The organism is Methylobacillus gramineus (assembly GCF_020532675.1).
Classification (GTDB): Bacteria; Pseudomonadota; Gammaproteobacteria; order Burkholderiales; family Methylophilaceae; genus Methylobacillus; species Methylobacillus gramineus.
The window spans coordinates 1620690-1641656 of sequence record NZ_JAJAVE010000001.1 but is presented as its reverse complement, the minus strand read 5'-3'; the positions used below and the strand labels follow the sequence as shown (position 1 = coordinate 1641656).

General features: G+C 49.9%; 19 protein-coding genes. 13 read left to right on the top strand and 6 right to left on the bottom strand.

The genetic code is table 11. From position 1 onward, the window contains the following. Positions 1-159: 159 nt before the first annotated feature. Positions 160-705, bottom strand: coding sequence for a cob(I)yrinic acid a,c-diamide adenosyltransferase (locus tag LG201_RS07650; protein ID WP_226771564.1), 546 nt, complete (start codon positions 703-705; stop codon positions 160-162). Between the two features lie 107 nt (positions 706-812). On the opposite strand from LG201_RS07650, the gene murI reads away from it, so the two are divergent. Then, complete coding sequence (murI, locus tag LG201_RS07645) at positions 813-1646, top strand: glutamate racemase (protein ID WP_226771563.1); 834 nt, start codon at positions 813-815, stop codon at positions 1644-1646. Positions 1647-1719: 73 nt separating this feature from the next. Here murI and LG201_RS07640 read toward each other — a convergent pair whose 3' ends face one another. Both LG201_RS07640 and LG201_RS07635 read right to left on the bottom strand, forming a co-directional pair. After that, the gene (locus tag LG201_RS07640; protein WP_226771562.1) at positions 1720-1908 is read right to left on the bottom strand and encodes a zinc-finger domain-containing protein; all 189 of its coding nucleotides are present in this window, start codon (positions 1906-1908) and stop codon (positions 1720-1722) included. 28 nt (positions 1909-1936) lie between these two features. Beyond that, complete coding sequence (locus LG201_RS07635) at positions 1937-2857, bottom strand: branched-chain amino acid transaminase (protein WP_226771561.1); 921 nt, start codon at positions 2855-2857, stop codon at positions 1937-1939. A gap of 295 nt (positions 2858-3152) precedes the next feature. Between LG201_RS07635 and LG201_RS07630 the strand changes: the two genes are divergently transcribed. The 11 genes from LG201_RS07630 (at position 3153) to bfr (LG201_RS07580) (ending at position 13862) form a co-directional block, all read left to right on the top strand. Continuing rightward, positions 3153-3812 (top strand): OmpW/AlkL family protein, encoded by a 660-nt coding sequence (locus LG201_RS07630; protein WP_404809727.1) that lies wholly within the window; start codon positions 3153-3155, stop codon positions 3810-3812. Positions 3813-3911: 99 nt separating this feature from the next. Continuing rightward, positions 3912-4487 carry an SCO family protein gene (locus LG201_RS07625; RefSeq protein ID WP_226771559.1) on the top strand — a complete coding sequence of 192 codons (576 nt, stop codon included), beginning with the start codon at positions 3912-3914 and terminating at the stop codon, positions 4485-4487. Positions 4488-4567: 80 nt separating this feature from the next. Beyond that, positions 4568-6025, top strand: a complete 1458-nt coding sequence (gene ccoN / locus LG201_RS07620) for a cytochrome-c oxidase, cbb3-type subunit I (RefSeq protein ID WP_226771558.1) — start codon at positions 4568-4570, stop codon at positions 6023-6025. 41 nt (positions 6026-6066) lie between these two features. Continuing rightward, on the top strand, positions 6067-6801 hold the full coding sequence (gene ccoO / locus LG201_RS07615) for a cytochrome-c oxidase, cbb3-type subunit II (protein WP_226771557.1): 735 nt from the start codon (positions 6067-6069) through the stop codon (positions 6799-6801). Between the two features lie 11 nt (positions 6802-6812). Continuing rightward, on the top strand, positions 6813-6980 hold the full coding sequence (locus tag LG201_RS07610) for a cbb3-type cytochrome c oxidase subunit 3 (protein WP_226755863.1): 168 nt from the start codon (positions 6813-6815) through the stop codon (positions 6978-6980). Positions 6981-6994: 14 nt separating this feature from the next. Then, positions 6995-7939, top strand: coding sequence for a cytochrome-c oxidase, cbb3-type subunit III (gene ccoP, locus LG201_RS07605; RefSeq protein ID WP_226771556.1), 945 nt, complete (start codon positions 6995-6997; stop codon positions 7937-7939). A gap of 98 nt (positions 7940-8037) precedes the next feature. Next, on the top strand, positions 8038-9477 hold the full coding sequence (gene ccoG, locus LG201_RS07600) for a cytochrome c oxidase accessory protein CcoG (RefSeq protein WP_226771555.1): 1440 nt from the start codon (positions 8038-8040) through the stop codon (positions 9475-9477). Positions 9478-9481: 4 nt separating this feature from the next. Continuing rightward, complete coding sequence (locus tag LG201_RS07595) at positions 9482-10279, top strand: FixH family protein (RefSeq protein ID WP_226771554.1); 798 nt, start codon at positions 9482-9484, stop codon at positions 10277-10279. Between the two features lie 7 nt (positions 10280-10286). Continuing rightward, the gene (locus LG201_RS07590; RefSeq protein ID WP_226771553.1) at positions 10287-12707 is read left to right on the top strand and encodes a heavy metal translocating P-type ATPase; all 2421 of its coding nucleotides are present in this window, start codon (positions 10287-10289) and stop codon (positions 12705-12707) included. A 176-nt stretch (positions 12708-12883) separates the two neighbouring features. Next, on the top strand, positions 12884-13369 hold the full coding sequence (gene bfr, locus LG201_RS07585) for a bacterioferritin (RefSeq protein ID WP_226771552.1): 486 nt from the start codon (positions 12884-12886) through the stop codon (positions 13367-13369). A gap of 13 nt (positions 13370-13382) precedes the next feature. Then, positions 13383-13862, top strand: a complete 480-nt coding sequence (gene bfr, locus LG201_RS07580; protein ID WP_226771551.1) for a bacterioferritin — start codon at positions 13383-13385, stop codon at positions 13860-13862. A 430-nt stretch (positions 13863-14292) separates the two neighbouring features. Here the strand turns inward: bfr (LG201_RS07580) and LG201_RS07575 are convergent, their stop codons facing one another. The 3 genes from LG201_RS07575 to LG201_RS07565 all read right to left on the bottom strand — a co-directional run bounded on the left by LG201_RS07575 (position 14293) and on the right by LG201_RS07565 (position 18351). Next, the gene (locus tag LG201_RS07575; protein ID WP_226771550.1) at positions 14293-16803 is read right to left on the bottom strand and encodes a TonB-dependent receptor; all 2511 of its coding nucleotides are present in this window, start codon (positions 16801-16803) and stop codon (positions 14293-14295) included. 103 nt (positions 16804-16906) lie between these two features. After that, positions 16907-17851, bottom strand: coding sequence for a FecR domain-containing protein (locus tag LG201_RS07570; protein WP_226771549.1), 945 nt, complete (start codon positions 17849-17851; stop codon positions 16907-16909). After that, positions 17848-18351: a sigma-70 family RNA polymerase sigma factor gene (locus LG201_RS07565; RefSeq protein WP_226771548.1), complete on the bottom strand. Its 504-nt coding sequence runs from the start codon at positions 18349-18351 to the stop codon at positions 17848-17850. Before LG201_RS07565 ends, LG201_RS07570 begins: the two co-directional genes overlap by 4 nt. A 424-nt stretch (positions 18352-18775) precedes the next feature. Here LG201_RS07565 and LG201_RS07560 point away from each other — a divergent pair, with 424 nt between their 5' ends. Then, on the top strand, positions 18776-20908 hold the full coding sequence (locus LG201_RS07560; RefSeq protein ID WP_226771547.1) for an autotransporter outer membrane beta-barrel domain-containing protein: 2133 nt from the start codon (positions 18776-18778) through the stop codon (positions 20906-20908). Positions 20909-20967 lie beyond the last annotated feature (59 nt).

The following is a 20967-nucleotide window of genomic DNA, read 5'->3' as shown; positions in this document are numbered from 1 at the left end:
TGGCGGTTTTATAATGATTCAGAGCTTGCATGCTAGTCACGGACTACATCCCATAAAAGAATGACAGCACTGTAACAATGAATTTTAATAATGAAAAATATTTATTCTTTATATCTATATTATGTGTTCGTATATAAACATGTCACTGTTTGTTTTCGTTCACCGCTGGTGCTTCCAAAGCACATCATTGCTTCCAGCGCTCTTGTTCAGGCTGCGTGACATAACAAATAGCAGGTCGGATAAGCGGTTGATATAAGGAATGGCAACTGGACCTATGTTCTGCTGTCGACTCAGCGCAATCAAGATACGTTCTGCCCGTCTGCATACCGTACGGCCCAGGTGACAATAAGCTGCGGCGGTTGTGCCTCCGGGGAGAATAAATTCTTTCAGAGGGGGTAGCTCCGCATTTAATGTGTCCAGTAATTGTTCCAGTGCATCGGTTCTATGAGACGGCAATAATGTATGCCCCGGAATGGAGAGTTCTCCGCCAAGGTCGAATAAGTCGTGCTGGATCAGAGTGAGCATATGGCTGATATTGGCAGGTAATGCATCGGTCAACAGAATTCCCAATATTGCATTCAACTCATCAACGGTTCCCATTGCCTCGACGCGCAGGCTATCTTTATCTATGCGACTACCATCACCTAAGCCTGTGGTGCCGTCATCCCCAGTTCTTGTGTATATTTTGCTCAGTCGGTTGCCCATGCTGCTTCTCCTTATAAGGTGGATATATTGTATCGGAAGCTGATGCTGAGCATGGCATGCCGAGAGTGCATGGGCTAAACTTGCTAGGACTTTCAACACTTCAGGTAATGCATTTCGTGAGCGCCACAAATTCAGCCATAGGTATTTTTGATTCCGGCGTGGGAGGCATTTCCGTATTGCGGCATATTCGCAGCGCCCTGCCTCACGAACACCTGGCGTATTACGCTGATTCGCATTTTGCGCCCTATGGTACCAAGTCGCCGGAGATGATTGCTGAGCGGAGTTTTTATCTTGCGGATTTCCTTATCAGACAGGCAGGGGTAAAAGCCCTGGTGGTGGCTTGCAATACAGCAACTGCCGCCGCAGTAGGGTTGCTGCGTCAACACTATTCACTACCCGTGATTGGGATGGAGCCTGCGGTAAAACCCGCTGTACTGGCCACTAAAACTGGGGTGGTGGGTGTGCTTGCAACGAGTGGTACTTTGAAGAGTGCGCAATTTGCAGCGTTGCTGGAAAGTTACGGCCAGGATATTCAAATCGTGACCCAGGCTGGACATGGTCTGGTCGAGTGTGTGGAGCGCGGTGAACTGGATAATGAATCTGTGCGGCATTTGCTTAGGCAATATCTTGAGCCCCTGCTAGCACAGGGCGTAGATACGCTGGTTCTGGGCTGTACGCATTATCCTTTTCTGTCCGGAGCCATCCGGGAGATTGTCGGTAATGACGTGACCCTGATTGAGACAGGGGCTGCCGTGGCTAAACAGTTGGGAAAGCGACTGCACGAGCATCAATTGTTGAATGCAGGCTCTGATAATGGTCAGGTGAGTTTTTTCAGTAATCAGGCTGATGCGGTAAGCGCCAGGGGTGTGATTGCAGCGTTATGGAATGAGCCGCAAGAGAATTGGACGTTCACTGTGCAAGAGGTCGCTGCAGAGCCTTAATGGGTTTGCAAGCCGACTGGATAATAAAAAAGCGGAGCTAGCTCCGCTTTTTTATTCATTACGCTGAGAGAGCCTAGTGCGAATGTACGACTTCACCAGTTTTCAAAGCGTACTTGGTGCCGCAATAAGGACAACTGATGTGACCGGTTTCACTAATATCCAGAAAGACACGCGGGTGAGAACTCCACAATGCCACTTCCTTGGTGGGGCAGTGCAGTGGCAGGTCTTGTGCAGTAACTTCTATTTCTCTGGTGTCTGACATGATGTTCAGTCTTCCTGAAATGAGTGAATTAAACTAGGGTCAGCCAGTCTTGATGCTTGGCGGACTTGCCTTTGACAATATCAAAGTACAGAGTCTGCAGCTGTTCTGTAATCGGGCCGCGCTTACCATTGCCAATCGCACGATTGTCTAGTTCACGAATCGGTGTAACCTCAGCTGCGGTGCCAGTAAAGAAGGCCTCGTCAGCAGAGTAGACTTCATCGCGCGTGATTCGTTTTTCAATGACTTTCAGGCCGATCTCATCTGCCAGTTGCACAATGGTGTCACGAGTGATGCCTTCAAGGGCGCTGGTGAGGTCAGGGGTATAAAGCTTGCCATTGCGTACAATAAATATGTTCTCCCCTGAGCCTTCAGCGACAAAGCCGTCAACGTCCAGCAGCAGGGCTTCATCGTAGCCATCCTGAGCAGCTTCTTGATGCGCGAGAATGGAGTTCATGTAGTTGCCGTTGGCTTTGGCCTTACACATGGTGATGTTCACATGATGGCGTGAAAATGATGAGGTTTTAACGCGGATACCATTCTGGATGGCAGCATCGCCCATGTAAGCACCCCAAGTCCAGGCGGCCACAATGACGTGAGTGGAGAGGGTTTTTGCGGAAATGCCCATGGCTTCTGCGCCATAGAATGCCATCGGGCGCATGTAGGCAGATTCCAGATTATTCTCACGAACTGCAGCCTTTTGCGCTTCTATCAGCGTTGCTTTATCAAAAGGCATTTTCATGCCCAGAATATGCGCAGAGCGGAACAGGCGGTCAGTATGTTCCTTGAGGCGGAAAATGGCTGGACCTTTGTCTGTCTTGTAAGCGCGTACGCCTTCAAATACTCCCATGCCGTAATGCAGTGTGTGGGTTAATACGTGGGTGGTTGCCTCGCGCCAAGGTACCATTTTCCCGTCATACCAAATCAGGCCATCGCGGTCAGCCATCGACATCTTGTTTCTCCATACCTATGCAAGCTAAAAGACTAATTGTAAACGGAAGGCCTTGTGCTTGGATAGCTGGCGCTGCCAAATATACCGAGGGAATATTAATAAAGTGTTGGCTATGGAAGATTTACCTGTGTTGTAGAAGATGGCGAGGCTTATAACTTTGTAAAATAATGGGTTTTAGTAAGGGTGCTAATAGTTGAGTGCCGTAGTGGGATATTAACCACTTTTAAAATATGGGTAATGGGGGTAGAATTAAACCCATAAGTTTTTTATGGTTAATAGGTAAAGTGAGCGTATGATGCAAATCAGAAATACTATGTTATTGGTAAGTGCTTTGATGGTGCCTGGGTTGGCATTTGCTGAAGCTGGGGATTGGGTAGTGCGAGCACGCGCTGTGAATGTGAGCCCGAATGAAGACAGCAAGTTGGGTGACTATACCAATAGTTTATTGGGGGCAGGGGCGGGTGCCAAGCTTGAGGTGAGTGATAAGGTCATTCCTGAGCTCGATATTTCCTACTATGTGACTAAAAATATTGCCCTGGAGCTGGTGTTGGCACTTGGTACGCGACATAACGTCGGCATCAAGGGCGCTAATGGCGTGGCGAATGAGGATTTGGGATCGGTGAATCTGCTGCCTCCTACACTGACTGCGCAGTGGCATTTCAGGCCTGACCAGACTTTTGATCCATATGTGGGGGCAGGCGTGAATTACACCCGCTTCATGGATAATGGCCTGCATTCTGACCAGCTGAATCAGGATATCCGGGTTGAGCGTAATAGTTGGGGGCCTGCATTGCAGGCCGGGTTTGACTACAACCTGCCAGATGGTTGGTTGATCAATGCCGATATCAAGTATCTTTGGATCGATACTGACGTCAGACTGAAGAATGGTACCAAGATAGATAGTCTTGATATCAATCCGTGGGTGGTGGGGTTTGGTTTTGGCAAGCGTTTTTAAGGGAGTGGATTTCCAGACTTGATTCCCGGATTGATTGGCTGGATTGTCCTCGTGGCTGATAATGGCGGTTTGGACAATTCTGTCAAAAGAGGTTTAAGCATGCGCGCATCGATTTTTATCCTGCTCTCCTTGTTGTTAATAGGGTGTGGGCAGGGCAAGCAGGAAATGCAATTGTATGGGGCTGATGTCACAGGGACTGAGATCTCAGGGGCATTTGAGTTAAGAGACCATACTGGCAAGGTGCGGCATCTGGAGGATTTTCAGGGCAAGTTGGTGGCTGTATTTTTTGGCTACACGCATTGTCCTGATGTATGTCCAACCACCATGTTGGCGCTTGCGGATGCCATGAAGTTGCTGGGCAAGCAGGCAGAGCAGGTGCAGGTGCTATTTGTGACAGTGGATCCTGAACGGGATACGCAGCAGGTGCTGGCACAGTATGTACCTTCGTTTTACCCGGGATTTATTGGCCTTTATGGCACCGAGGCACAACTTAAAAGTACAGCCAGTCATTATCGGGTGATGTATGCGAAACAGGCCGTAGAGGGTGGTGGAGCCTATACGGTAGATCATAGTGCAGGTGTCTATCTGTTTGACCGTAATGGGAAAATCAGAGCGTATCTGAAGCATGATCAGTCGCCGGAACAGCTGGCGCATGATATTACCCAATTTTTTTAGGGTTTTTCTTGTCCAAGCGATTGGATACGGAATATAATTTTGGGATTTTTCCAGTATAGCTTTTGTGTGAGGAGATAGTAATGGCAACGGCAAGCGTGACGACTGCTGGTGTTGGTACTAGTGAGCAATATAATTACGATATTGTCCGCAAGTTTGCCATCATGACGTTGGTCTGGGGTGCGATTGGTATGTTCGTAGGCGTGTATATCGCTTCTGAACTGGCATTTCCATTCCTGAATTTTGATAGTGCGTACATTACTTTTGGTCGTTTGCGCCCGGTACACACCAGTGGTGTGATATTCGGTTTTGGCGGCAGTGCGTTGTTTGCTACCTCATATTACGTTGTGCAGCGCACCTGTCAGGCGCGTTTGTTCGGCGGTGAGCGACTTGCTAACTTCACGTTCTGGGGCTGGCAAACGGCGGTAGCGCTATCTGCACTGGGCTATATGTTTGGTTATACCCAGGCACGTGAGTATGCCGAGATGGTATGGCCGATAGACTTGCTTATTCTGGTGGTATGGGTCGCTTACCTGGGTATCTTCGTTGGTACCCTGATGAAGCGTAAACAGCCTCACATTTATGTAGCCAACTGGTTTTACCTGGCATTCATTTTGGCAACGGCTCTATTGCATATCTTTAACAACCTGCAAGTGCCCGTGAAGCTGTTCTCGCTAGAATCCTATAGCCTGTTCTCCGGCACCCAGGATGCGATGACGCAGTGGTGGTATGGGCATAATGCCGTAGGTTTCTTCCTGACAGCAGCATTCCTGGGCATGATGTATTACTTTGTGCCCAAGCAGGCAGGTCGTCCGGTATATTCCTACCGTCTTTCCATCCTGCATTTCTGGGCCATTATTTTCCTGTACATGTGGGCTGGTGCGCATCACCTGCACTGGACTGCATTGCCTGACTGGACCGGTACACTGGCGGCCACATTCTCCATCATGCTGTTGCTGCCTTCCTGGGGCGGTATGATCAACGGTATCATGACGCTGTCAGGCGCCTGGGACAAGTTGCGTACAGATCCAGTGATCCGCTTCCTTATTGTGGCGCTTTCCTTCTATGGTATGTCTACCTTTGAAGGCCCGATGATGTCACTGAAGGATGTGAATGCACTTTCCCATTACACAGACTGGACTGTGGGCCATGTGCACTCAGGCGCTCTGGGCTGGGTGGCCATGATTACCTTTGGCAGTATGTATCACATGGTGCCGCGTATCTGGAATACTGAGATGTATAGCCTGCGCCTGATCAATGTGCACTTCTGGTTGGCGACAACCGGTGTATTGCTGTACATCGTGGCGATGTGGATTTCCGGCATTATGCAAGGGTTGATGTGGCGTGCTTTCGATGACTTCGGTAACTTGCAGTACTCTTTCGTTGAGTCTGTTGCTGCAGCGCATCCGTTCTATGTCATGCGTGCGTTGGGTGGGGCATTCTTCCTGACTGGCATGATCATCATGTGCTACAACATGTATAAGACTATCCGTCAGGGCAGCACAGAAGCTCATGCTGGCCTGAACGTGGCAACAGCCTGATAGGCGCTTGATTGTAAAGAGACAAGGTACTGGAGTTATTCATGAAGCATGACAAAATTGAGCGTAACCTCGGCATATTGCTGATATTCACAATGCTGGCCATCAGTGCTGGGGGTATGGTTGAAATCATCCCGCTGTTCTTCATCAAGGAAACAATTGAGAAGGTGGATGGCGTGCGTCCTTACACCCCTCTTGAGCAGCGTGGTCGTGATATCTATACCCGTGAAGGCTGCTATCTGTGCCATTCACAAATGATACGTCCGTTCCGCGACGAAGCATTGCGTTATGGGCATTACTCACTGGCGGCTGAATCCAAGTATGACCATCCGTTCCAGTGGGGCTCAAAGCGTACAGGTCCTGATTTGGCACGTGTGGGCGGCAAGTATTCCAATGACTGGCACACCCAGCATTTGATCGCGCCACGTTCACTGGTGCCTCAGTCTGTCATGCCTAATTATCCCTGGCTGGCTAAAAACGACCTGGACTACTCGGATATAACATTGCGCCTGAAGGCATTGCGTGTTGCTGGTGTGCCTTACTCCAACAGTCAGGCAGAGTACGAGCGTAACGTGAAGGATTTTGGTGAGGATGTTGCGAAAACGCTGCATATTCCTGATGCAGAGAAAAACCTGGTAGCTCAGGCCAAGTTGGGTAACTACGATACCGATCCAAGCAATATTACCGAGCTGGATGCGTTGGTTGCCTATTTGCAGGTGCTGGGCACTATGGTTGATTTCAAGAAATATGATGACGATTATTTCGTCAAATTCCGTTAAGAGGCAATGCGATGGAATGGCTGCTCTGGTTTACGCGATTTGAAAATACCAAGCCTTTGTCGTTGGCGATTTTTTTCATCGTTTTCTGCGGCATTCTGTTCTATGTCTTCGGAAGCAAGAAGCGTGGCGAGAGACTTGAAAGTCATAAAAACATCCCGCTGCAAGACGACGAAATTTAGTTAGGAAGAAGCACATGAGTCAGGATAAGACTACGACTACAGCAACACCAAAGACCACGGGGCATAACTGGGATGGGATTGAGGAATATACCAATCCGCTTCCTACCTGGTGGATATGGGGCTTTTACATTACGTTTATCTTTACTGTGGTGTATTGGTTGTTCTATCCGGCATGGCCAATTGGTGACAAGTTCACCAAGGGCATTCCCGGCTTGCACACCATTACCTATAAAGCGACGACGGTGGATGGCAAAGAGGTAGAGAAAACCACCCACTGGAATATGCGTTCCAAGTTCATGCATGAAATGAACGAGATGGAAGGGGTGCAAAAGCAGTGGTTTGATAAAGTGGCTGCGATGTCGTTCGAGGATGTGTCCAAGGATGCCGAGTTGATGCAGTTTGTTAACTCTGCGGGTAAAACCCTGTTCTCTGACAACTGCGCACCTTGTCACCAAGCTGGCGGTCAGGGCAAGATCGGTTTTTCCCCTAACCTGACTGACGATCACTGGCAGTTTGGTGGTACCCATGATGAAATCCAGCAAACCATTGTGCATGGGCGTAAAGGCTTTATGCCTGCTTTCAAGGAAGTGCTGAACGAGCAGCAGATTACGCAACTGGCAAATTATGTACTGAGCCTGTCGGGTGAGCCGCACGATAATGCCTTTGCAACCGCTGGTGCACAATTGTTCAAGAGCGAAGATGCTGGATGCTATTACTGCCATGGCGCTGATGCCAAGGGCAATACGCAGATGGGTTCCGCGAATCTGACAGATAAAATCTGGTTGTGGGCCGATGTGCCTGCTAAGTCTACTCAGGAAAGCAAGCTCGCTGAGGTAAAGAGGGTGATCACTGGCGGTCTTGATCGTGGTGTGATGCCTGCCTGGGGTGGTCGTCTCAAGCCAGAACAAATCAAGTTGTTGACTGTCTATGTACACGACAGTCTGGGCGGTGGTAAGTAATACGAGTATGGTGATCGATAAAGGCTCACGTTGTCGCGTGGGCCTTTATTACTTTGGCCGTAACCGCTACATTCAACAAGGGTGGTGATTCGAGATTTATGGAAGCAACCAGTCCAGTAAGCCCTGTAAAGAAGCCATCCCCGCTACTCAATCGGCAAATCCCGATTGTTACCCGCTCGGTTAAAGGCAAGTTCCGCACGTTCAAGACGGCTGTCATGGTGATTGCCTACTCGGTGTATTTCCTCTTGCCATGGATGCAGTGGGAGCGCAGCAATGCTGCCAGCCAAGCCTTGTTGTTTGACCTTGAGTCACGTCGCTTCTTTATATTCAACCTGGTGGTGTACCCCCAGGATATCTTCTGGCTGGCCATGCTGCTGTTTATTGCCGCCGCTCTGCTGTTCTTCACTACTGGGCTGATAGGCCGTGCCTGGTGTGGCTATTTCTGCTTCCAGACTTTATGGACTGACCTGTTCATCATGATTGAACGCATGGTGCAGGGTGAACGTCCGGCGCGTTTACGTTTGATCAAGCAGCCATGGAATGCAGAAAAAATCCTGAAAATGGGCGTGTCACATAGTTTGATGATATTGATCTCGTTTTGGACTGGGGTCACTTTCGCCGCTTATTTCACTTATGCACCGGATTTTGTTTACCACCTGTTTACCGGGCAGGCGGCAGAGGCTGGCTATATCACGGTGGTGGTATTGACCATTACGACCTATGTAGCGGCCGGTTTGTCCCGTGAACACATTTGTACCCTGGCGTGTCCTTATGCGCGATTCCAGGGCGTCATGTATGAAGAAGATACGCTGGCGGTTGCTTATGATGTTCGTCGGGGAGAGGGTACTGCGGGCCGCATTGCGCCAGGCAAAGGCTTGCGTATACGTGAGGAGCGCCAGGCGCAGGGGCATGGCGACTGTATAGACTGCGGATTCTGTGTGCAAGTATGCCCAACGGGCATTGATATTCGTGACGGACTGCAATATCAATGCATTTCCTGTGGCTTGTGTATTGATGCCTGTAATAATGTCATGGATTCGGTTGGCTCTCCACGCGGATTGATTCGTTATGATTCCGAACAGAACATCGCCAGCCCTGTGCCGCATCGGCCCAGGCTGGAATGGAGGCGCCCCAAGGTGCTGGGGTATGCTGCTTCGCTGGTGGTGGCTTCTACTATCCTGTTCTACAACATTGGTACACGCAGTGACACTGAGGCGAATGTGCAGCAAGTGCGTCAACCGCTGTTTGTCATGTTGTCAGATGGTAGTGTACGTAATCGCTATCAGATCAACATCATCAATAAAACCGAACATGAGCAGCGTTATTACCTGAAGGTGCAGGGTATTCCGGCCAATGCATTGGATATGGGGAATATTCCTGAGATTCGGGTACGGGCAGGCAAGACGCTGAGCCTGAATGCCAAGGTGGACTTGAGCAGTGAGCAGGCCAAAGCCACCAAGCACTTTTCATTTATTGTGATTCCTACGATTGCAGAGGCTGAGCCTGTTGTAGTTAAAACCAATTTCCATAGCCATTAATGACATGTTGAGCTTTATTCCTATCTTAAGTATTGCAGAAACCTTATTTGGTGGCCTGCTGTTTGCCATTGCCCTGTTCTTTATCATTCGTCGCCTGGGCTTATCCAATTTCTGGGCAGCGGTGTTGAGCGGGGCTCTACCCTTTGTTTCTTATATTGTCTATTGCACTCAGCATTGGGCTGGCGGCGATGTGATGGCGATCCATTTCGCAGTGTATCTTGCCAATGCCGGGCTGCTGGGCGTGTTCGGCGGTATGCAGCAAAAACAGCAATCCATGCATTGGGCTCCCAAGCTGATTATTGCCTTTTTCATTTGTTTAGTGATTTCCAATGCGGCATTGTTGTCAATTGCGGGTCGCGGCCTGCCACAGGGGTTGACCTCGCTATTCCTGCCACATCCTGAAAACCAGCGTGTCCATACCGGGTTTCCCGGTGTCATGCCACATGATCGTAATAAGAGCTATCAGCCGCATTTACAGCAACTGGAGCAGCAGCAGGAGCTGGGCTGGAAGCTAAGCCTGCGCGGGCTGGATGTATTGCAGCCTGACCATGAGCAGTCAATTACGGCGCATCTACAAGAGAGTGATGGTCATGCAATCACGGGTGCCGCCGTGCAGTTGAATTTCTGGCGCATGGCCAATAGCCGCGATGACAAAGTTTACGAAGCCGTTGAGCAAGACCCTGGTGAATATGTTAGTCAGGTAACGTTGCCAGACTCAGGCCGTTGGGTTGTTGAAGTCCTGGTGAAGCAAGGTGATCAACGCTACCGTAAGCAACAGTCGCTGTTTATAGGCGACGAATAAGGCCGCAATGACGGCCGCTGATTCACCTTCCTGCTACCACTGTGGCTTGCCAGTTCCGGCGGCAAGCCATTTCCGTGTCAGCATCCTGGGCCATCCTCGCAGCATGTGTTGCCACGGATGCCAGGCGGTGGCGGAAGCCATTGTCGCCAATGGCCTGGAGGATTATTACCAGCACCGGACGGAGTTGCCCAACACCGCAGAGGAGTTGGTGCCGGATGAGTTGCGTCAGCTCGTCCTATATGACCATCCAGACATCCAGAAGAGTTTTGTCAGCAATGAACACGGCAATTTACGTGAAGCATCGCTGATCCTGGAAGGGATTACCTGCGCGGCCTGCATCTGGCTCAATGAACGCCATTTGCAGCAACTTGCCGGTGTGCAGGCCGTCACTATCAACTACGCATCGCACCGGGCCCGTATCAGCTGGGATGATGCCCACATCAAGCTGAGTCAGATATTGGCCGAAATACGCAAGCTTGGTTATCACGCTCATCCTTTTAGCGCGCAACAGCAGGAGGCTGTGCGTGAACAGCAACGCCGTTTGGACTTCCGTCGTCTGGCGATTGCCGGGCTATCGGCGGCCCAGGTCATGATGATCGCTGTTGCATTTTATGCGGGTCCCGCACAGGGTCTGGAGCCTGCAACGGAACAATTGCTTCGCTGGTTCAGCCTGGTGATGACCTTGCCTGCCATGACCTATTCCGCCTGGCCTTTTTATCAGGCTGCTTGGCGGGGCATCGTCAATATGCGCATAGGGATGGATGTACCGATTACGCTCGGTCTGCTTACCGGGTTTATTGGCAGTGTCTGGGTAACGCTGCAAGGACATGGCATAGTCTATTTTGATACCCTGACCATGCTCATCTTCTTCCTGCTTTCTACCCGCTATCTTGAACGGAATGCACGTGAAAAATCAGTGGAGGCTGCCGAAAACCTGCACAAGTTGATTCCCTTGATGGCCACCCGTCTTGATGCTGATCTGCAAGGCCAGTTGGTGACGTTGCAGGAAATCAATATGGGAGACCAGTTGCTGGTCAAACCCGGTGAAACGATAGCCGCTGATGGGGTGGTCGTGGACGGTGAAAGCAGCGCGGACGAGGCATTGTTGACGGGCGAAAGTCGCCCTGTAGCGAAAGGCATAGGAAGCTATGTCTATGCGGGTAGTATTAATTACGAAAGTCCTCTCATTATCAAAGTGTCGGGACTGGGGGAGCAGACAGTGATTGCCGGTATTGCCCGCCTGCTTGACCGCGCGCAGGCAGAAAAGCCAAGGCTGGCAAGGGTAGCAGACCATGTGGCGGTTTACTTTACCTCCATCTTGTTGCTTGCTGTGCTGGTGATCGGGATTGCTTGGTGGATGATTGCACCCGAGCGTTGTTTTGAAATTGTGCTGGCTGTGCTGGTCGTGAGTTGCCCGTGTGCCTTATCGCTGGCAGCGCCCGCGGCATTCGCGGCAGCAGGGTCTCATTTAGTCAGGCGTGGTGTGCTGATGACACGTGGCCATGCACTGGAAAGCCTGGCGCAGGTCACCCGGGTGGTGTTTGATAAAACAGGCACCCTGACCGTGGGCCATCCCGTGATCATGCAAACCATAGTGCATGCTGAATGGTCTGTTGAACAAGCCCTGCTGGTGGCAGCCAGCCTGGAACAGGCGTCGGAGCATCCTTTGGCACGGAGTTTTAGTGCCGCACTGTCAGGTCAAGCCTTATTGCCGGTCACCGCTGTGGTGAATACGCCAGGTAAAGGCATGAGTGGCGAGATTAATCATGTACGGTATTGGGTTGGGAATGCCAGCCTGAATCAGGCAGTGGCTATGCAGTATTCATTGCCTGAATCCCTTCCTGCTGGCGCAACAGTTGTGTGGTTGAGTGATATGCACCATATTCTTGCTGCCTTTATATTGACTGATGCAGCCCGGCCCGGAGTGCCGGAGTTGGTGCAGAAGTTGGCCGCACGCAATATTCAGGTGGCGATTCTCAGCGGTGATACAGCATCCGCAGTGCAGCATTTTGCTGAGCTGGCCGGCATTCATGACTGGCAGGCCGGATTATCTCCCGATGGAAAGTTACAGGCCTTGCGTGAGCTACAGCAGCGAGGTGATGTAATTGTCATGGTGGGTGATGGCATCAATGATGCTCCGGTGCTGGCAGGTGCGCAGGTATCGATTGCCATGGGCAATGGTACGCAAATGGCGCGCGCTTCTGGAGATATCGTACTCTTGAATGAAAACCTGCTGGAAATAGATCATGCTATTCATACCAGCCGGTTCACCGTGAGTGTGGTGAGGCAAAATTTTGCCTGGGCTCTGGTTTATAACGTGGTGGCCCTGCCTTTCGCTGCGACTGGACTGATTGCGCCCTGGATGGCAGCCATTGGCATGTCCATCAGCTCCCTTATTGTAGTTGTCAATGCCCTGCGTCTACGCTGATCCCCCATTTTCCCGCTATTTTTCCACTTATTCACAGCTGGATAAAGAATGATTCTTGTTGGTGTTATTATTTATAAAATCATTTAAAATCAATAATTTAACGTTAAATTATTGTATGCATTTCCTGGGTTTTTCGGTATGATCCATTCAATCGAAAAATAACACGTGGAGGCGCTATGAAAGGCGACAAAAAAATCATTGAAACCTTGAATGAATTGCTGGCTGGTGAGTTGACAGCGGTTGACCAGTACTTGATTCACGGTGAGATGTATGCGGATTTTGGCCTGAATCAGCTGGCACAGAAAAGCCTGCATGAGTCTGAACATGAGCGCCAACATGCTCGCGCTATTATTCAGCGCATCTTGTTCCTGGAAGGTAAGCCTAACCTGGAAAAGCGCAATCCCCTGACGGTTGGCAAGACGGTTCCCGAGATGCTGAAAGCTGACCTGGCGCTTGAGTATCAAGTGGTGGGAGATCTGAAAGCGGCCATGACGCAGTGCGAGAAAGCGAGTGATTACGTCACGCGCGATATGTTACTGGTGCAGCTGGATGATACCGAAATGGATCATGCTTACTGGATTGAGCAACAAGTGCGCCTGATCAGCATGATAGGACTGGAAAATTACCTGCAGAGTCAGATGAAATCTGACGTAGCGGTTTGAGAGGAGAAGCAAAATGAAGGGTGATAAACAAGTCATTGAAATACTGAACAAGGTGCTCAAGAATGAGCTTACTTCGATCAATCAGTATTTCCTGCACGCGCGTATGTTCCGCAACTGGGGTCTGGAAAAACTGAATGACTACCAGTACAAGCAGTCGATCCGCGTCATGAAAGAGGCGGATGAGTTGATAGAGCGTATCTTGTTCCTGGATGGCTTACCTAACCTGCAAAACCTAGGCAAGCTGTTGATTGGTGAAAACGTGGTCGAATGCCTGCAGGGTGACCTCAAGTATGAAAAAGATATTCATCGTCCTTTGTTGGTGGAGGCGATTGCCCTCTGCGAGCAATTGCAGGATTATGTAACCCGCGATTTGTTTGAAGAGCTGCTGGAAAAAAGTGAAGGTGCAATTGACTGGCTGGAAACACAGCATGGCTTGATTGCCGATGTGACTTTGCCGAATTACCTGCAGGCACATATGGAAGCTGCAGACTAAGACGCTGAATCCATGTAATGCCGTCTTACAAGTAAGAAAACCGCAGCAAGTCTGCGGTTTTTTATTATGGGCTTGTTCCTTAAACGCATCGGACCAACCGGTCGACTAACTTCTGTTGTGCCAATTTCCTGCATTTGTTAACTGCTCACTTTTCATGTCGACCATACAGGGGGCGTCATGGAATACAGCCCATTTCATCTTGCTCGTGCTGAGCAAGTTCAATCCCGGGTAATGATCTTGATTGTGAAATGGCTAAATGGGGTAATAAAAAAGGAGCCCGTAGGCTCCTAGGAAGTCATGATCAGCAGCACCCATAAGGCGGTTCACATTTCACATGCCTGCTTCTGGCAGGTAATTCGGTGTTATTGAGTATCCATTATTTATGGACGTTCGTTATTCACAATCTTATTTATTCAATTATCTAACGAACTTAGAAGTCTACAGTGGCTGACAACATCACAGTACGCGGTAGGCCCTGAATCAACCAGTTGCCATCGACGGTCGAAGACCAGTAATCACGGCCAAATAAGTTCTCGATATTGGCGCGTAACACGAGAGGACGGTTCCATGAGGTCGTCTTGTAGCGGGCACCTACATCAAGCCGGCTCCAGCCTGCAGTACGCATCTGATTGGCGGTATCCAAATATTGGCGCCCTGTGGCAACTATACGGCCGGACAAGGTTAATCCCTGCATTAGGAGTGGATCCCATTCCAGTCCTAGATTGGCTTGTTTTCTTGGTACACCCGGTGCATGGTTGCCATCTGCTACTCCATTCTCTGTATGTGTTAGCTTGGCTTCGGTCCAGGCTGCGCCGCCCAGTATTCGGACACCAGACGAGAGTTCACCAAATACGTTCAACTCCAGGCCACGATTGCGCTGCTCACCTGCCATCCTATATACGCTGCTGAGTCCATTAGAGACGCGAATACCACTGGGCTGCTCAATCTGGAACACGCTCGCACTCATGGCTAAGCGACCCAGATCGAGCTTTATCCCGGTTTCAGCCTGCTTGCTCTTGATGGGCGGGAACAGGGTATCTTGGTTTATGGTCCCCGCAGAAGCGGTTGGACCTTGGCTCAATCCCTCAATATAACTAGCGTATAGAGATAATTTTTCCAGGGGCCTCACTACCAGGGCAACACTAGGTGTGACAGCACTTTCGTCGTAGTGCTGCAGACGTGCTCCGCTGACCAAATCATAGCCATTGGTCTTGACCTGTTGATGGCGTACACCAAGAATCAGCGACAGGCGGTTATCAAGCATGGATAGCGTGTCAGACAATGCGATGGTTGGCAGTTCCATGGTGTTGGTCTTCGGTGCGCTGGAAGAGAAGCCGGCCAGGGATGGCTTGTTGATGCTTGCTGAGTTGTAAATATTGGTGAGTTGGGTCAGGAAGCCATAGCCGTAGCCATATTCATTCCCGAAGCTGTAGCCATTTTCCTGCCATAGTTTGGATAGCTGGAAATCGAGCTGATGCTTGACTGGGCCTGTGCTGAATTGACCACGAATACCGGCCTGTGCGCTTTTGCGGTCATTGTATCCAGGAAAGTAATAGTACTGGGCCAACGCGTCTCCTGCATTGTTAAATACAAATAGATCCGAGGCCAGCCACTGGTACTTATTCCAGTTCGCGCCCACTGCGCCATACACAGTCCAGTCATCAGCAATGTCATATTCTGCCTTGAAGAGTACGTATTGCCCCTTGTTTTTGGCGTACTCCCAATCTTGGGAAATCTGCTTTTCCGCTTGTGGTGCCTTGAGTGTGCTGATGTTAAACAGAGAAAATCCTCCAGCCCCGGTGGGGGCTTGGGTGGAGGTGTTCTGGTATCCCAGGTCCAGGGAGGTGCGCAGATTTTCACCGCGATAATCTAACCCCAGTGTTGCCACTGAGAACTCACGCGACTGACCATCCACGGCGGTATCCCCATCCCGGTATATGCCGTTGAAACGTACCCCCCATTGCTTCAAGTCGCCGAAACGGCGACTGAGGTCGACATGGGCACCATAGTGTCGGTCAGACTGATAAGAGAAACTCAGGCGGTTTAAATCTTCCTCGCTGGCGCGTTTGGGTACGACATTGATAGTGCCGCCCACGCCCCCACGCTGCCCCATGCCGCTCAGCATGGCACTAGGCCCTTTCATAATCTCAACCCGCTCCAGGGCTTCAACCGGGAACGTATTGATCATGGCAATCCCAGCCACCCCATCGAAAAGGACGTCCGAACTGTAGGTGCGGAAGCCTCTGATCATAAAGCCATCACCTTGTCCGGCAGCGCTTGTTAGACCGTTGGTGGTTACCCGCACCGCTGGGTCATTGGCCACTACGTCCACTAGGCTAGTGGCTTGTTGATCGCGTATTGTCTGCGCTGTATAGGAGGTGATATTGAAGGGAGTGTCCATGAAATCGCGATTGCCTAGCATACCGATCCGGGCACCACTGGCCACTTGACCTCCAGCGTAAGCTGCAGGGAGCTCAGTAACGGACTCACGCGTCCTGTTCGCTTTCACCTCGACAGCAGGCAAGGTTTCTTCCTTGGCTGCTGCCTGGCCGACTGTTTGCGTACGCTTCAGCATATAGCTGCCATTGGCTTGTCCTATGGCCTGCAGCTGGGTACCTCGTAAGATTCTATCCAGACCGGCGCGCAGGTCAAAATGACCATGCAGTCCCTCACTGGTTTTGCCGGTGGTGAGCTCGGCATCAATGACCAGTAATATGCCGGTTTCCCGGGCAAACACATTCAATACCTGATCCAAAGGTCCCGCAGCGATAGCGAAGGGCTGCCCAGCTTGGCTAACTTGGGCTGTATCAGCACAGGCGATAGGCACCAAGGCCATGCTGCTCAGGCCAGATAGCAGAAGCAGGCTTGTGAGTTTACGGGTGGGGAATGCGGGAAAGCCTGACTCGGTAGGTCTGGCTTGTTTCAACAGTTGTTTCAACATGATCAATCTTTCATTGAGAATAGTCTTCAATAGCTATCCCGAATGAAAAAATAAAAGTGCTAATTCTCATGCCATATTTTTTACCCTTCAAGGGTAAATTTGATCACAGGGTGCGCACAGATACCCAGTATCTGGAAAAGTAGTCAATTCGAAGGGGTAAGGCATACAGCAGAGATTCAAGTATGCGGTCGGTATCTGCGAGGGGATAGACACCGGACACGATCAGTTTGCCAACGGCATTGCTATAGCGGATCACCCCGGGACGGTAGCGAGCCAGCTCATCCAGAAAAGCATCCAGTTGCATACGCTCTGCCACCAATTTGCCTTCAAGCCATGCGACCTCGTTACCGTTGGGTAGTGCAGCTTGTATATCATAGGCCGAGAATCGTGCCAGCCAGCCGCTTTCCAGCGTGACAGCATTGCCCGCATACAATGTCTGGAGGTGCACAGTGCCATCCTGCACGGACACTTGGGTTTCATCTGGTTTTAAGCGTACGTTGAAACGGGTACCCAAGGCTTGGGCCATTCCATGCACGGTCTCTACCTTCAGAGGACGGGCAATATCTGGTGCGCTAGCAAGGTGGATTTCACCACGGTGCAGGATCAGCCTGCGCTCTTGAGCGTTGAAGTCTATATCAACAGCGCTAGAAGTATTCAGCGTCAATTGACTGCCATCCGGCAGCAACAGCCGCCGTTGCTCGCCAGTATGGGTACTATAGTCTGCAGATAAGTCTTGCCAGGTATCGCTGTGACGGACGAGTGGTAAGCTCCCACCAACGATGGCAGTTATGCCGAGGAGCTGCAACAGTTGACGACGCTTCTCGGCCTTAGGTTTATCTTTGAGCCAACCTGCAGCTTGGGCGGGAATCTCTTGAAGTGCTTGCTGTATGGATTGAAGCTCTGCCCAAGCCTGTTGCTGCTCCTGGCCGGTAGCAAGCCATGCCTCGAAGCCAGCCTGCTCGGCTGGCGTCACCTCGCCGGACCACAGCATGACTTGCCATTCCAGGGCCTGCTGCCTCAACTGCGCTTGCTCTGCCCCATTACTCATTGCTGCACCATGCAAGCCTGCACTGCCTTGAGCATATAGACACGTACCGAAGCTACTGATACACCTAGTTTTTGTGCAATTTCGCTATAAGTCAGGCCATCGAATCTTGATAATAGGAAGGTTTCGCGTACCTTGCGCGGTAATTCGGCAAGTATCTGGTCAAGCTGTACTAAGCTCTGTAAGACTATGGCCTGGTGTTCGGGGGATGGTAACTGTGATTCAGGTAATTGAAAGAGCCACTCCTGATAGGTGCGCTCTAGGTGACGTCTTCGATAGAGGTCAATGACCAGACCCTTGGCGATCTGGGCGAGATAAGCGCGTGACTGCTCGGGCGAGGGGGCTTTTCCTGCTACGATCAGGCGTACAAAGGTATCTTGTGCCAAGTCGGCTGCAGTGTCATGGCAGCCTAGCTTCTTGCGTAGCCAAGCATTAAGCCATCCATGATGCAGGGTATACAACTGCTGTGTCAGGCTGGTAATGAGGATGTTCTTAGCAGGCACAATATTTAGAGTAGGGAGGAGTTTAATGTATAAGCATTCTCATTATCAGGCAGGGGCTTGTGATTGGCAATCCATACTCGCTTGTCAGATTTTTGGCTGAGACGCTGCTTATACCTAGTGATCTTTGGCCATGAATCATCTAGAGTGCCAAATAGCTACCAGTAGCTCGCCTTGCGCAGACGTTTAATGTCTTGGACAGATTGTGATCATAAAATCTTGTGGATTAAGCGTATGCGAGTCTTGAAGCAGGTTGGTCTGCCAGTAAAGGTGGTAACTCCCGAGTAATTTGCAATTTAATTGTTGAGTGAAACTCTTAGGATGCATACTGCGCACTATGAAAGACATGATGACCGATGAATAATTTAGTGCCTGTAATCTCAACAATCAGCAACGTAATAAAGTTATTACAGATTGAGGGATACTAATGCAATTCACACTTAAGCAATGGATGACCCTCACTTCATTACTCTATTCGGGTGTTTCAACCGTTCATGCTGCAGATTACATCACTTCTATTAATGGAAACATTACCACCGATATTGATTTCAGTGGATCAGATAGGCTGACCGTCGACACGGTTATGGGCATCAACGGCGGCCTTCAACGTTTCACAGACAACAGTATTCTCAATGTAAGTACCACTGGTGGTATTACGGGAGGCAATCAGTCTTTCTATCATTCCAGCGCCCTCGTTATTGATGCGCAAGACGCAATTACAGGAGGGACTCAGACCTTTCATGGCAGCAGTAAGCTTGAAGTTGCAACACTAGGTTCTATTAATTCTGAAACCGTTGAGATCAATCTTGATGGATTGTTAAGTACTTTTGATTTGGCCGGTAATGATGTTCTGATTGGCGGTTTAACGGGACTCGGCAATGTGGTTACCTCTTCAGGAGCTGCCACGCTCACAGTGAATACGAACCAACGAGGTGATTCAGTTTTCTATGGTGCAATTTTAAGTGGAAATGGGATACTGAACCTAGTTAAAGACGGGATTGGCACATGGAATTTTAGTGGCGTTGGGATCGGTATCCTGGGCACTACTACCGTGAATGGAGGAACACTGGCAGTGAATGGTGATCTTTCCAATTCACAAGTGACTGTCAATAATGGTGGAATATTAAGCGGCATTGGTGATGTTGGTGAAACGATGGTGACATCGGGCGGCATACTAGCACCTAGTAACCCTAGTGGCAGCTTGACCGTAAAAGGCAATCTCAGTTTTGATAGTGGTTCTATTTTCCAAGTTGAAGTGGATAGTCAGGGCAATTCAGACCATGTGAGTGTTTCGGGCCAAGGAGGCGTCATTATCATCAATGGAGCTAGCCTGAATGTAATCGCCTCATCCGGCAGCTATGCTGCTAACACCAACTACACCATTCTTAGTGCACCCAGCGGCATCAATGGCACTTTTAGTAATTTGAATAGCAATCTGGCCTTCCTCACCCCGTCATTAAATAATAATGGTAACGACCTGACCCTGAGCATGACCAGAAATAACGTGAGTTTTGCCGATGTAGCTGTCACCTTTAACCAACGCTCGGCCTCATTAGGACTCATGAGCTTAAGAAGCGGTTTACTGGTGAACACAATAACTACGTTTGATGCTTCAACTGCGCGAATTGCTTACACCCAGCTCGCTGGTGAGATACATGCTTCTTCACAAGCTGCCTTGATTGATGATACTGACTTTCTCCGCTCCGCGGTCATTCAACGACTCTATCAACCCGATGGCAATGAAGTCTGGTTCAAGAGCAGTTCAATCCACGGGTATGTTGACCGTAACAGTAACAACGATGCTACCTCCCGTCATATGCATGGAGGTCTAATCGGTATAGACCGTATCATAGGGAATAGTGGTCAAGTGCGAGCAGGCTTGATTGGTGGCTATGGCGATACCAACTTCAATACGCAGCGTAGTAGTGCCGATATTAATTCTGTGTATTTAGGGGGATATGCTGGACTCAGCTTTGACAAGCTACAGCTGAAAGTCGGTACATCCTATGGCTACCATCACCTGGATACCAAACGCACTCTAGTATTTGGTCGTTTCACAGGTCGTGAATCTGCAAATTACAATGCCCAAGCCCTGCAGGCCTTTGCTGATGCTGCATACCGAATCCAAGCTGGTGCTAGCAGCATTGAACCCTTCTTCAACTTGGCACAGATTTACATCCAGAGAGAAGGCTTTAGTGAATATGGGGATGAAGCAGCATTAAAACTGAAACGGAAAGAATCTAACGTCACATTGAGCACAATAGGTGTACGTATGGATCACCTACTAATGACCAGCTATACCCTCCCAATCAGACTTAGCGGCTCAATTGGTCTACGTCACGGGGAAGGTGATCTCACACAAAAGAGTAAGGCCAGACTCAACGGTGGTAGCAGCTTTGATGTCCAAGGTAATCCCATTGATAGAGATTCTCTGGTCTATGATATTGGGATTAATAGCCAGCTTACTTCAGCCCTTAGTGCCGGAATTAACTATCGTGGACAACAAAGCGATCACACTAATACCCATGCGGCTAACCTATATCTGAGTTTGGTATTCTAGGAACATTACTCTCTGCAACAGACCTTTGAATTAAGGGTAAAGTGATAAGACGGATGAGT